The sequence below is a fragment of the Psychrobacter sp. CAL346-MNA-CIBAN-0220 genome (assembly GCF_040309805.1).
Lineage (GTDB): Bacteria > Pseudomonadota > Gammaproteobacteria > Pseudomonadales > Moraxellaceae > Psychrobacter.
In genome coordinates this window covers 23,899-36,757 of the sequence record NZ_JBEOPF010000005.1, presented here as the reverse complement: position 1 = coordinate 36,757, position 12,859 = coordinate 23,899, and the positions used below count along the sequence as shown (strand labels likewise).

At 44.3% G+C, this 12,859-nt stretch carries 12 protein-coding genes; 7 read left to right on the top strand and 5 right to left on the bottom strand.

The window, feature by feature from the left end; all coding sequences use genetic code 11:
- Positions 1-60 precede the first annotated feature (60 nt).
- Positions 61-2,871 carry an aconitate hydratase AcnA gene (acnA, locus tag AAEY88_RS10410; protein WP_350562149.1) on the bottom strand — a complete coding sequence of 937 codons (2,811 nt, stop codon included), beginning with the start codon at positions 2,869-2,871 and terminating at the stop codon, positions 61-63.
- Between the two features lie 244 nt (positions 2,872-3,115).
- Positions 3,116-4,105 (bottom strand): DUF3025 domain-containing protein, encoded by a 990-nt coding sequence (locus AAEY88_RS10405; RefSeq protein WP_350562147.1) that lies wholly within the window; start codon positions 4,103-4,105, stop codon positions 3,116-3,118.
- Positions 4,106-4,212: 107 nt separating this feature from the next.
- On the opposite strand from AAEY88_RS10405, the gene AAEY88_RS10400 reads away from it, so the two are divergent.
- Both AAEY88_RS10400 and AAEY88_RS10395 read left to right on the top strand, forming a co-directional pair.
- Complete coding sequence (locus tag AAEY88_RS10400) at positions 4,213-4,938, top strand: metal-dependent hydrolase (RefSeq protein WP_350562145.1); 726 nt, start codon at positions 4,213-4,215, stop codon at positions 4,936-4,938.
- Positions 4,939-4,989: 51 nt separating this feature from the next.
- A complete protein-coding gene (locus AAEY88_RS10395) occupies positions 4,990-5,520 on the top strand; it encodes a YchJ family protein (protein ID WP_350562143.1) in 531 nt (176 codons plus the stop codon).
- A gap of 42 nt (positions 5,521-5,562) precedes the next feature.
- Here AAEY88_RS10395 and AAEY88_RS10390 read toward each other — a convergent pair whose 3' ends face one another.
- The 3 genes from AAEY88_RS10390 to AAEY88_RS10380 all read right to left on the bottom strand — a co-directional run bounded on the left by AAEY88_RS10390 (position 5,563) and on the right by AAEY88_RS10380 (position 8,110).
- Positions 5,563-6,459, bottom strand: coding sequence for a class II glutamine amidotransferase (locus AAEY88_RS10390; RefSeq protein WP_350562141.1), 897 nt, complete (start codon positions 6,457-6,459; stop codon positions 5,563-5,565).
- Entirely contained in the window at positions 6,460-6,792 is a 333-nt protein-coding gene (locus tag AAEY88_RS10385; RefSeq protein WP_350562139.1) for a hypothetical protein, read from the bottom strand.
- Positions 6,793-6,859: 67 nt separating this feature from the next.
- Positions 6,860-8,110: a homoserine kinase gene (locus AAEY88_RS10380; RefSeq protein ID WP_350562137.1), complete on the bottom strand. Its 1,251-nt coding sequence runs from the start codon at positions 8,108-8,110 to the stop codon at positions 6,860-6,862.
- Positions 8,111-8,288: 178 nt separating this feature from the next.
- Between AAEY88_RS10380 and hisF the strand changes: the two genes are divergently transcribed.
- From hisF to AAEY88_RS10355, 5 genes are all read left to right on the top strand, one after another.
- A complete protein-coding gene (gene hisF, locus AAEY88_RS10375) occupies positions 8,289-9,071 on the top strand; it encodes an imidazole glycerol phosphate synthase subunit HisF (RefSeq protein WP_350562135.1) in 783 nt (260 codons plus the stop codon).
- 151 nt (positions 9,072-9,222) lie between these two features.
- The gene (gene ribE, locus AAEY88_RS10370) at positions 9,223-9,744 is read left to right on the top strand and encodes a 6,7-dimethyl-8-ribityllumazine synthase (protein ID WP_350562133.1); all 522 of its coding nucleotides are present in this window, start codon (positions 9,223-9,225) and stop codon (positions 9,742-9,744) included.
- Between the two features lie 159 nt (positions 9,745-9,903).
- Entirely contained in the window at positions 9,904-11,193 is a 1,290-nt protein-coding gene (gene nusB / locus AAEY88_RS10365; protein ID WP_350562131.1) for a transcription antitermination factor NusB, read from the top strand.
- Positions 11,194-11,195: 2 nt separating this feature from the next.
- Complete coding sequence (gene thiL / locus AAEY88_RS10360) at positions 11,196-12,245, top strand: thiamine-phosphate kinase (RefSeq protein WP_350562129.1); 1,050 nt, start codon at positions 11,196-11,198, stop codon at positions 12,243-12,245.
- Positions 12,246-12,248: 3 nt separating this feature from the next.
- Complete coding sequence (locus AAEY88_RS10355; protein WP_350562127.1) at positions 12,249-12,827, top strand: phosphatidylglycerophosphatase A; 579 nt, start codon at positions 12,249-12,251, stop codon at positions 12,825-12,827.
- The last annotated feature ends 32 nt before the right edge of the window (positions 12,828-12,859 follow it).

Below are 12,859 nucleotides of genomic sequence, written 5' to 3'. Positions count from 1 at the left end.
AACAAAAAACCCAACATTATGCTGGATTTTTTGTTGGACTAAAATAAGTGAGCATAGAAATTATGCAGCGTCTTTATTATCACTAGCTAACTGACGTAGCACATAGTGCAATACACCACCATGACGCACATATTCGCGCTCTTTTGGGGTCTGTAGTACCACATTGACCTCAAAGGTCTCAGTTGAGCCATCAGCACGGGTAGCGGTAACGGTAGCAGTTTCACTCTCGCCATTATTAAGCCCGCTGATGCTAAGCACTTCTGAACCGTCAAGTTTGTGTGATTGAGCACTCTCACCATCTTTAAAGGTTAATGGTAGAACGCCCATCCCTACCAGGTTAGAGCGGTGAATACGCTCAAACGAGCCCGTAAGTACCGCTTTTACACCCAAAAGAATTGTACCTTTGGCTGCCCAGTCACGGCTAGAACCCGAACCATATTCTTCGCCGCCAAGAACTACGAGCGAACGACCCTCTTCTTTATATTTCATCGCGGCATCATAGATAGGCATCTGCTCGCCATCTTGTAGAGTTGCCTTATCACCTTCGAGGTAATAAGTATAACCACCTTCTTTACCATCCATCATTAAGTTTTTGATACGGATATTAGCAAAAGTACCACGAGTCATGACCGCATCATTACCACGGCGTGAGCCATAGCTGTTAAAGTCGGCTTCCATTACACCACGACCTTGCAAGTACAGTCCAGCCGGTGAATCTGCATCAATATTGCCAGCAGGTGAGATATGGTCAGTAGTGATAGAGTCACCGAACAGACCTAGTATGCGCGCATTCTCAATATCAGGGATACCTTGAGGCTCCATGGTCATATCATCAAAGAACGGTGGGTTCTTGATATACGTTGAGGCCTCGCTCCACGGATACAGCTGGCTATCTGAAGACGAAATAGCGTTCCATTCATCGCTACCGTCGAACACTTCACCGTAGTTCTTATGGAACATCTCAGCATCGATATTATTAGCGATTAGCTCATTAATTTCTTGCGACGTCGGCCAAATATCTCTTAAGAAGACATCATTGCCATCTTGATCTTGTCCAAGCGGATGGGTAGTCATATCGATATCAACCGTACCAGCCAGCGCGTAAGCAACCACTAATGGCGGTGAAGCCAAATAGTTAGCCTTTACATGTGAATGGATACGACCTTCAAAGTTACGGTTGCCTGATAGCACTGCGGCGACTACTAAATCGTTATCTTCAATGCCTTTTTCTATGCTTTCAAGCAATGGTCCTGAATTACCAATACAAGTGGTACAGCCATAACCGACCAGATAAAACCCAGTTTTTTCTAGCTCATCCATCAGCTTGGTTTTTTCAAGATAATCGGTCACTACCTTCGAGCCAGGCGCCAATGAGGTCTTGACCCATGGCTTAGCTTTGAGTCCTTTGGCTGCCGCATTTCTAGCAACCAGTCCTGCCCCTATCATTACTGCTGGATTGGAGGTATTGGTACAAGAGGTAATCGCCGCAATCACTACAGCCCCGTCACGTAACTTGTACTTTTCATCGTTGATATCGACGATAGTACAGAAGTTCACATCTTCAGCACAGAAAGCATCAGGCTTAGCCGCTAATGTTTTGGCCTGCACCTGCTCACCACCTTCTTCATCAAAGCGACCTTTACCTTTGACTTCAGCTTTACGATCTTTAGTCATGGTCTCTAAAGTTTTGCCAAAGCTCTTGTGCATGTCAGACAAAGCAATACGTTGATGCGGTAGCTTAGGTCCGGCAAGTGATGGTTCAACGGTGGTTAAGTCAAGATGCAGTTTGCTCGAATAAGTCGCATCCGGAGTATCAGCATCATGCCATAAACCCTGCGCTTTGGCGTATTTTTCGACCAGTTCAATCTGATCTTCATCGCGACCTGATAAGCGCAGATAATCAATCGATATTTGGTCAATAGGGAAAATACCACAAGTAGCGCCATATTCTGGTGACATATTGGCAATAGTTGCACGATCAGCAAGCGGCATATTGTGCAGACCTTCACCGTAGAATTCAACGAACTTACCGACGACACCATGAGCACGCAGCATCTCGACCACACGCAATACCAAGTCAGTTGCCGTAACGCCTTCAGTGAGCTTACCGCTCATCTCAAAACCGACCACTTGTGGAATGAGCATTGATGACGGTTGCCCTAGCATCGCAGCTTCTGCTTCAATACCGCCAACACCCCAACCAAGCACCCCAATACCATTAATCATCGTGGTATGACTGTCGGTACCAAAGACTGTATCAGGATAAGCAGTCAGCTCGCCATCGACGTCAGCGGCCATAACTACTCGTGCTAAGTACTCTAAGTTCACTTGATGCACGATCCCAGTCGCTGGCGGTACCACTACAAAGTTTTCAAAAGCCTGTCTGCCCCAATGCAGAAATTCATAGCGCTCATTATTACGCTCAAACTCAATCTTTTTATTCAAATCAAGCGCATCTTCGCGACCATAAACATCAACTTGCACTGAGTGATCAACGACCAGCTCGCTTGGAATAAAGGGATTAATTTGCTCCGCTTTGCCGCCAAGCTTGACCACCGCATCACGCATTGCGGCCAAATCTACTACTGATGGTACTCCGGTGAAATCTTGCAGCACCACACGAGCTGGCATAAAAGCAATCTCTTGCGACGGCGCAGCACCGGCGTCCCAATTAGCGACCGCTTCAATATGGTTTTTGCCTACCGATTGGCCACCATCTTCTTTTCGTAGCAAGTTTTCGAGCACGATTTTCATGCAAAATGGCAGAGATTTAATATTGTCATAGGTTTTGGTCAATTCAGGCAAACTATAGTAGGCATAATCCTTGCCATCGACTGAGAGGGTGTTTTTTACGTTAAAAATATCGCTCATGGTAGCTTCCTTATCTATATTATAGGGGTTGTGAATTTATTATTATCACAGGTGGCTAAGGACATTCTAAACAACTTATTTATAAATTTGTTAACAAAAAATATAAGTATAACCATACTAATTAACAGTAACGCCCTTTTACCATAACAAATAACCCCACACTTGTTAACGCTAAGTAGTTAAAGAATCGTGGCATAATCGTAACCGCAACAGTAGCTTAGCGGTATATTAAAAGAGCGTTTGCTCATACTTGCTGGCGACGGCCACTACGAAACACATCACTGTCCTTATAAAACTCAGGATTGGCATTGTCATCCCAAAAATGAGGCACCCCTAGAATAGGCAGTGGTGAAAGGTTGCGCGGAGTAATATCATCCTGTGATAATAGCTGATACATATGTTCAGCCAGCTTATTATCGATATACGCCAAACGGTCTGGTAATGACAAGGTAAAAAAATCAGGCGTAACATTGATTATCACGCTATGCGCACATAGGGGTTTACGCGGTTGTATCAACTGCTCGAGTAACGCATGACCAAAAATATAAACCGCCGCCTTTGCCTCTTTATTTGGCTGGCGCAGGTTTTCCCAGTTATCGCGCGGTGACACTAAGCTGGCTTGCCAATCAAAATTAATTACCGCCTCACCAATCTGAGGCTCAGATGTTACCAATATCGCCCCATTTTCATCAAATACTGTAATGGTATCGCGAACGCGTCCCCGAATGTCCCTAATGCCTTGCACAGCAATTTGGCCCATATGGTGATAATTTAGCAGTGCCTTGGTTTTAGGAAAAGTCAGCCAAATACTGCCATTAAATAAATCATGCAAATTATCACGGGTGGGAATATTACCTGTTGACGAGATGAAACTTTCATAAGCCTCCCCTTCTGGCAGCGTATCTTGTGCCACAAACTGTAAGGCCTGGGCTTGATTGTTTTGGGTGGGTTTGGTCTGAGGTGGCAGCGTTTTATGTTGTTGAGTCAGGGCTGTATTTAACAGCTCAGCAATAATAGTGGTGTTATAGCTAGGATTGATGTTTGGCGTATCTGTTTGTTTTGTTCGATTACTTAATCTCTTTACCCTGTGGCTAAGATAGTCTAATTGATTAAGGTGATTTAACCACGGTGCTTGCCAATCAATAGCAGCAAAAGTAGGGTCTAAAGCATTGGTAGTATCTAGAACATTTAAAGATGACGACTGCGCGTCTGTTGTTTGTGAAGTAGACATCATAAAAAGGGTCTCTATTGTACGAGTAGTAATGGGTATGGCGTAGTTGCTCATGGTATCATAGAGCGCTTTTTTGCCGCTAGGCGACCTCATATCTAGGCTAAGTTTTTATGGCGAATTTTAATACCCACTTAAATGGCGCGTTTGCGGTGAGTGGTATACTGGGACTGACTATTTATAAAGCGGGTCTGATTGATGACTCTGGGTTTTTAATATGCGTGGCGCTCGGTACGATAGGTGGACTGCTGCCTGATTTGGATTCTGATAATTCTACCCCGATTAAGCTTGGCTTTAATATTGCGTCCTTTGTCTTTGCTTTTGGGCTAGTGATGCATTGGCGCAGTGAGCTGAGCTTACTATCACTGCTACTATTGTGGCTGGTTGGTTATGGCTTTATGCGCTATGTGGTCTTTCGGCTATTTACCAGCATGACTGTGCATCGCGGTATTATCCACTCAGTACCTTATATGGCAATATTAGGGCTGGGATTAGTGTGTCTAAACTACTATGCACTACACAATCCGGTAAATATCAGCTGGTTTTATGGGCTTTTTTTATTCGGTGGCGCGATGGTACATTTGCTACTTGATGAGATGTATAGTGTCAATTTATCAGGGATGACCCTCAAGCGCTCAGCGGGCACGGCGATGAAATTTTATCGTCACCAAGACTGTTGGTGGTATCTATTGTTATATGCGCTGCTGGCATTATTAGTATTTACTGCCCCGCCTTTTGCACCACTTTGGGAGCAACTGCGCGACCCTACTCCTTGGGCGCAGCTTAAGGTCGGTATTTTGCCTACCATGATAGAAAACTTGATGTATAAACCAAAGTAAAATCGCTAACACTTTCAAATGATAAGCTTCAGATAATAAACAGAGTACGCTATGCCACTATGTCCATGCCAAGTTTCGCCATCATTAGCTTTTTTAACCACTCCCGTAACCTATAGTGATTGCTGTCAGCCCTATCATGATGGTATTGATAGAGTGGATGGTGCTAAAGCCAATGACGCAGAACGATTGATGCGCACCCGCTATAGTGCCTTTGTATTGCTAAAAGTGGGCTATATTGTAGCGACAACCGTGCCCGCGCAGCAGGATTTGCTTGATGTTGACGCCATTGAATCATGGGCAAAAGAGACGGATTGGGCAGGGTTAGATATCATTCAGCACACGCCAAACTTAGGTAAACGTCATGCTCAAGTTGAGTTTAAGGCGTTTTACACTACGTCAGAGGGAACGCAGGCGCATCATGAGCTATCTACCTTTGTAAGGATAACGGATAAGTCTGCTTCTGAAAATAAAGAACGCTGGTACTTCCTTGACCCAACAGTAGCTATGACAATGAGTCAAAAGCAGCCTTGTATCTGCGGGTCTGGTGAGAAGTTTAAACGCTGTTGTGGGGTTTATATTTAACAGTAGATTGTTTTAAATGTTTACCAGCTTAGAGAGCTATCCCTAAACACTCGCCCCAACTTCCTTTGCAATCGCAATCCCTTCATCAATGCTTAAAAACTTACGCTGACTGGGACTGTCTTGGTACAAAATTTCGCCATCTTGAAACATTAAGCATTCATTAACGGCCAACTGCTGCCATTTTTCATTTTCAGTGAGTGGCACGGTTACTATTATCGTCACTTTATCTTTATCCGTGGTTACATCACCAAAGTTAATTGCCAAGTCATCATCAGCCAGTTTCGCTTCACCAAATGGTGCTTGACGGGTCAGATAAAAAAGTAAGCTTCCCGCATAAGCCAATTGCCAGTTGCCGTTTGATATCAAGCAATTAAACAAACCATTGGCAGATAAATAACGGCATTGAGTGGTCAAAAAGTTAAATAGCGTTTGGTCATCAGGACGCGATTTAAAGCTGCTTTTGAGCCGATTAATCAAGTAGCAAAACGCCATTTCAGAATCGGTTGAGCCTACCGGTTGGCAGTGCGAAGCATTACCATTATCTTGCAAGCGCTGACAGCGTTTAATAAACTCACTGTTCATTTGACCATTATGGGCGAACACCCAATACTCGCCCCACACTTCCCGGACAAAGGGATGGGTATTTGCCAAGCAATTTTGCCCTTGAGTGGCTTTACGAATATGAGCAATGACATTCATGGCTTTGATAGGATAATTATTGACCAAGTCAGCAACTGGTGACAGATGGCTGGGGCGATTATCATGAAACAAGCGTAGACCAGTTGAGACATTTTGCGCCTCACAATTACTGCGCTCAAAGAACGCAATGCCAAAACCATCTTCGTGGCTATCAGTCATACCGCCACGACGGCGAAATCCGGCAAAGCTAAAACCAATATCCGTTGGCGTATTACAGTTCATTCCTAAGAGTTGACACATCTATGCATTACCGCCTTTATTAATAGTACCGCCGTTATTATCGCTCGTTATATTGTTTGATGCGGCATCTGACATATCATCGAACGCTTCATCCGTCATTTCATCTAACAGTGCTGCGCTATCAGTATCGATGCTACTTAATATACGCTGAGCGTGCGCCAAATCGATATCTTGTACCCATAAAACTGCCCCTGAGTTCATTCCAGGGATACCGCTCAGCGCTTGTATCGACACAGTAATATTGTTATTTCTAAGCAGGTTGGCATGCAACTCGCCTTGCATATTGGTATCGTAGCGTACCAGTTTGTGCCAGTTATCGACTTGATCGGTCATGGTAAACTCCTTGAAAATATAAATTTATGGGCATTATTGAGCATGACGATTTTGACAAAAAGTAAGTTTAATAGCCGCCAAACCCTGCCGCCCAACTAATTTGACCTAGCGGATAAGCATCGATATGGAAGCCTTTGGGGTAATCTTTAAAACCAGGTTGACCCTTTAACTGTTTAATAGCCGCTTGTGCTTGCTGCTCAGTCGCAAATACGCCAATTAATTTAAAATTTTCTACATTATTGTCTCTGTTGTCATCTCTGCAACGAGCATGCTCCAGCACAAATACGATATCTTGTGCTTTTTCTACATGCGACCAGTGGTAGGCCGCCAAACGTTTCATCAGGTCTGGATTTTTGACCATAATGTGGTCGCCAGTACGGCCACCGAGGCGGTTATAGTGAATAACGTTCAGGCGTAATAGCCAAAATATCACTGCCGCTTTTGCTAGCATAACCGGCAGAGCACGCTGCTCATCATGATTCATTGTACGCTTAGATTCATAACCTTGAAGAAAAGCAGCCATTTTATGTCGGTCAAAATCAACCGATTCGCCTTGTTCAGCGCCGCCCCACGTGGTGCAAAAATCATTAATAGTAATGGCAATATCCATCACGTAATGATCAACACTAACCTCAGTAAAGTCTAACAATCCTGTGAGACGCTCATCACCTTTTTGCAAATTCCAGAGCGTATTATCAGCAAACATATCTAGATGACACAGACCTTTTGGCAATGTTTGGTGCGGTAAATCAGTATAGGATTGCCAAATATCGCTCATTAGTTTGGCTTGATCGCTCGGCATAAATTGCATTTCACGGTCGCGTACTTCCGCCCATGGATAAAGAGCCACCCCATAATCTTCGGCAGGTTGTAGCGCTTGTAGGGTTTCATGCAATACCGCTAACGACGCGCCTATTTCATGACACATACTTTGGGTGGTTTGCTCGGGATGGGCGCCTGCTAAACACGGCACGACAGTGATGGCTTTATTGTCATAATGAATGACATAACGCTTATCTCTTTTAACATCAACATCTGATTCGATACCTGAATCAACCAGTGCCAGCGGGGCGGCAACCGGTAACTTACCATCCAATTGGTTTAAGATAACGGCCATTTTTTCAATATCAGCAGGGGGACGCTCCTCAAATAAAGTGAACACATAAGAATGCGCACCTTCTGCATCATCAGTCGTCTGAATAAACCAGTTTGAGTTTTTAATACCTTGAGTAATAGGAATGGCGCGAGCAAATGAAACGCCAAAGCTTTGGCAAAATTCGGCAAACTGATCATCGGTTAACTGGGTATAGACGGACATGACATCTCACTTATGACAAGTAAACAGGGACAAATTCAGACGGTGATAGCGACAATCATGCCGCGAATGAAAGAACTTTAATGAAAAACGCATTAATCTTGCGAAAATCTGCCTGATATGGCGGTGATTTTGCTAGACTAGCGCTTACGGATGAATTGATTATAAGGTGAAAGTCCCTATGTTAGCAAAGCGTATCATTCCTTGCTTGGATGTCGATAATGGCCGCGTGGTAAAAGGCGTACAATTTGTCGATATTAAAGATGCCGGCGATCCGGTCGAAGTAGCCAAGCGCTACAATGAACAAGGCGCAGATGAGATCACCTTTTTAGATATTACCGCTACTAATGATGAGCGCGATACGACTTATCATACGGTTGAACGTATGGCAGAAACCGTATTTGTTCCGCTGACCGTTGGTGGCGGTGTGCGTAAAATCGCCGATATTCGTAATCTTCTTAATGCCGGTGCGGATAAAGTAGCGATTAATTCGGCAGCGGTATTTACCCCTGAGTTTGTTGGCGAGGCAGCACAAAAATTTGGCAACCAATGTATTGTCGTCGCTATCGATGCCAAGCGCGTTGCTGATCTGAACATTGATGGCATTATCGTACCGCGTTGGGAAATTTTCACTCACGGCGGACGTAAACCGACTGGCATTGATGCAATTGCTTGGGCAATTAAAATGGCTGAGCTGGGTGCAGGCGAGCTATTAGTCACCTCAATGGATGGTGATGGCACCAAAAAAGGCTATGATTTGGCGCTGATGCAGCAAATTACCAGTCAAGTAAATGTCCCCGTCATTGCGTCAGGCGGTGTGGGAAATTTACAGCATTTAGCCGATGGCGTACTTAAAGGGGGCGCTGATGCAGTACTTGCCGCCAGTATTTTTCACTTTGGTGAGCATACTATTCTTGAAGCCAAGCAGTATATGGCAGCGCAAGGGATACAGATGCGTCTGTAAAAAAATGCTATTATAGCGCTAACTACCTATTTTTCATGTTGTTTTCGCTCATTTAAACCTATAAGTTTTAATTTTAATAACTAATAAAGCAATCTCTTAATGACTCCTTTAAACTACTTAATCTATTCTATTTAGAACACAGGATAATTTCATGTCAAATTTACAACAGCAGCGCAATGACGTTACTCATATCGATGGTAATTTACATCAAAACGCTGACGCCCGTATTGGTATCGTCGTCGCCCGTTTTAATGGTTTTGTGGTGGAATCCTTAGTTGATGGCGCAATTGATGCCCTATTACGTCATGGTGTATTGGGCAGTAATATTACAGTTATTCGCGTGCCTGGTGCTTTTGAATTACCACTGGTTGCCCAGCGTGCCGCTGAATCTGATCGCTTTGATGCCATCGTTGCTTTAGGCGCTATCATTCGTGGCAGCACCCCGCATTTTGACTTTGTTGCTAGCGAATCCGCAAAAGGCTTAAGCAGTGTTGCAATCGACTATAACATTCCAGTCAGTAACGGCGTTTTGACCACTGACAGCATTGAGCAAGCGATTGAACGCGCAGGTACTAAAGCGGGTAATAAAGGCTCGGAAGCGGCGATGGTAGTGCTTGAGATGATTGCGGTATTGTCGCAATTAGATATTGATGATAGCAGTGACAGTGTTTAAATAGGCTTAGTTTTAATACTATTTAAAGCGTATTGTCTTAATAAAATTTAACGAGTGCTGTGGTTCATTATCACAGTGCTAAGCTCTAAAACGGACTGACAAAGTTGCCAGTCGACTACTATTTAACATTTTTATTCAAAACTTAGGTATTGACCCCTTATGACTGACCAACTCAAGCGCGCCATTAGCGCTGCGAAAACCGCACAAAGTAACTCTGAACAGGCTGACTCTATCGGTGCAGCAAGCAGTAGTGCGGGTGACCAAAACTTCGATATGAGTGAGTCTTCTTATAAGACCAGTCACACTGCTATCCGTAAGGCACGGCGCTTTGCCATGCAAGGCCTGTATGAATGGCTCATTACTGACCACCGTTTTGATCTAAACGGTAAGCTCGGTTGGAAAGCCAATGCCCCGCATGATATTGCCGCTCGTACACGCGCTACTAACGCCATGCATACCGTACATATTGGCTATTATCATGAAATGATGCATGACATTCCAGAGCAGATTGAATCGCTAAATGCGCTTATCATCCAGCATCTTGACCGTGAAATCGATAAGCTGGATACGGTTGAGCATGCTATTTTGCTTATTGGCGCATATGAGTTGCAAAACCGCTTAGAGATTCCTTATAAAGTAGTGCTTGATGAAGCGATGAAGCTTAATAATCACTTTGGCGCTACTGATGCGCATAAATTGATTAATGCGGTATTGGATAGAATGGCGGTTGAACTACGTGACGTTGAAGTACAAGCCGATATCAAAGCCAATCTACGCACCTCGCAAAAATCCGCCACTAAAAAAACTGCTGAGGCGCAAATTGCCACTACTGACAATACAGCTGACACTGATGGTGATAGCAAAAGCAAACCAACAGCGTCAACAAAACCCCGTATTAGTGCCAATAATGCCACTGTCAAACGTAATCGTCCTAACAAAGCTAACACTGGAAGCAGTAATGTAAAAGAAGCGCTTGCCAAAAACAGTGTAGAAAAAGAAATCAGTGCTGAATCAGTTGCTACTGTAAGCGCAGATGCCGTTGAAATTTCTGATATCAAGGTTAACTCTAGCATTGCAGACGACGTTGCTATTAATAATGAAACTGTTGTTAATGAAGGTACTGATAACACCGTCAGCACTGTTATTACCGACGATGCTAAAGCTCTACCAGAAGCAGAAAGCAGCGTTGTAGAAAGTGAAGCTGTTTTAGAAGGCGACGTTTTAGAAGAAAGCATTGTAGAAAACGAAGGGTCAGATGTCAGCGCTACAGATAGCATTGGAACAAGTGATTCAGATTCAATCAGTGTCGAAGCTGATAATATCGCTTCAAATAGTGCTGAATTAGAAAGTACTGTTGTAAATGATACTGAAGTAGATAGCATCGTTTCAGACGGCACGGAGTTGAATGACATAGATACGGACAACTCTGATGCAAAAAGCAACGACTAGCCATGAACGAGTTTGAGCTGATTGAGCAAATATTCTTACAGTTGCAAGCGGATAACTCATTAGCCGCTGGTAGCAAAAAAGGTATCGAGAAAGGTATCGGTGATGATGCGGCAGTGATGGCGTTGCCAGCTGGGTCACGTTTAGTCAGCTGTATTGATACCTTAGTACAAGGTCGGCACTTTAGCGCTGATTGGGCGCAGGTTCAGCAATTAGCATTTGCGATTGGTTATAAAGCAGTGGCGGTTAATGTATCAGACCTTGCCGCTATGGGTGCAACCCCGCACAGTATTTTACTGGCGTTAGCATTACCCGAGCGCCTTGCTAATAAAGAATGGCTGACCGAATTTGCCAAAGGCTTATTTCATGCCTGCCAGTTATTTGGCGTTACCCTTATCGGTGGCGATACTACTCGTAATGACATCCTAATACTCAGTATCAGTGCGCAAGGATTACTAGCTGCCAACACGCCAGCAGTATATCGCTCAGGGGCACAAATTGGTGATAAGGTCTATGTTTCAGGGTCACTTGGTGATGCCGCTTATGCGCTGCAGCATCCTGATAATAGCATTGGTCGTGAACTGGCCCATCGTTTGCATATGCCGACCCCACGTGTTCAGCTAGGTATAGCGTTAGCACAAATTGGTGCAACGGCAATGATTGATATCTCTGATGGCCTCTATCAAGATTTGGGTCATATTTGTCAGCAAAGTAGTGTCAGTATGCGGCTCAATCTTGAGCAGCTACCAAGTAGTACGCCCTTATCAACTGTCGAGCTAGCTGAGCGCTTACTGTGCCAACTAACGGGCGGTGATGACTATGAATTGGCATTTACTTTGCCGGCTAATATCGATCCGCCTATTGGTAATACGCCGATTGGCTGTATCGGCGAGGTTATTGCGCTAGCAGACAATACAGATGATGCCGAAGACGATATAGCCATTCCAACAACGCGCCCTGAACTGTTTTATCAAGGCCAAACAGTGACACCGTCTCATCCAGCGCCATTTATTTTATGGCCAACGCTGTCTGGTTATCAACATTTTACAGGTTAGCTCATGACTGATAATTTATCTAAGCCAGATATTAGTAAGGCAAATGACTGTCCGCCTCTGCCAGTAAATGCCAGTGCTCTTGACCGTATTGTCTATTGGTTGGGTATTGGTCTTGGTAGCGGGCTGCCACGCCGTGCACCGGGAACTTGGGGTACGGTTGGCGGGCTTATAGTCGCCATACCACTAATGAGCTTAGGCTTTGTGCCGTTTTTAATTATTACCCTCCTGTCCTGCGTAATTGGGGTGTGGATATGTGGTCGTACCTCTGAGCTGATGCAAGGTCATGATGATCCGCATATCGTTTGGGATGAATGGGCAGGCATTTGGATTACCTTGCTACCCTTTTCTTATATGGGTGTTTCGTCAGCAAATTTTTGGCAAGACATATCGCAAACGCTATCTATCATCGCCATCATTATCGCCTTTATACTGTTTCGCTTTTTTGACATTATTAAGCCACCACCGATAGGCTGGGTGGATAAAAAAGTCGCTGGTGGACTTGGTATTATGCTTGATGACATCATCGCTGGTATTATGGCCGCTGCCGTCTGGCTAGTCGTGATATTAGGCATGCTCTTGTAAATAATTTAGCATGGTAAGGAACACTATATGAT

Coding starts and splice junctions, on each gene's coding strand:
- nusB (WP_350562131.1), top strand. CDS start 9,904: ATGACTGACCAACTCAAGCGCGCCATTAGCGCTGCGAAAACCGCACAA.
- acnA (WP_350562149.1), bottom strand. CDS start 2,871: ATGAGCGATATTTTTAACGTAAAAAACACCCTCTCAGTCGATGGCAAG.
- thiL (WP_350562129.1), top strand. CDS start 11,196: ATGAACGAGTTTGAGCTGATTGAGCAAATATTCTTACAGTTGCAAGCG.
- AAEY88_RS10390 (WP_350562141.1), bottom strand. CDS start 6,459: ATGTGTCAACTCTTAGGAATGAACTGTAATACGCCAACGGATATTGGT.
- AAEY88_RS10400 (WP_350562145.1), top strand. CDS start 4,213: ATGGCGAATTTTAATACCCACTTAAATGGCGCGTTTGCGGTGAGTGGT.
- AAEY88_RS10355 (WP_350562127.1), top strand. CDS start 12,249: ATGACTGATAATTTATCTAAGCCAGATATTAGTAAGGCAAATGACTGT.
- AAEY88_RS10380 (WP_350562137.1), bottom strand. CDS start 8,110: ATGTCCGTCTATACCCAGTTAACCGATGATCAGTTTGCCGAATTTTGC.
- AAEY88_RS10405 (WP_350562147.1), bottom strand. CDS start 4,105: ATGATGTCTACTTCACAAACAACAGACGCGCAGTCGTCATCTTTAAAT.
- ribE (WP_350562133.1), top strand. CDS start 9,223: ATGTCAAATTTACAACAGCAGCGCAATGACGTTACTCATATCGATGGT.
- hisF (WP_350562135.1), top strand. CDS start 8,289: ATGTTAGCAAAGCGTATCATTCCTTGCTTGGATGTCGATAATGGCCGC.
- AAEY88_RS10385 (WP_350562139.1), bottom strand. CDS start 6,792: ATGACCGATCAAGTCGATAACTGGCACAAACTGGTACGCTACGATACC.
- AAEY88_RS10395 (WP_350562143.1), top strand. CDS start 4,990: ATGCCACTATGTCCATGCCAAGTTTCGCCATCATTAGCTTTTTTAACC.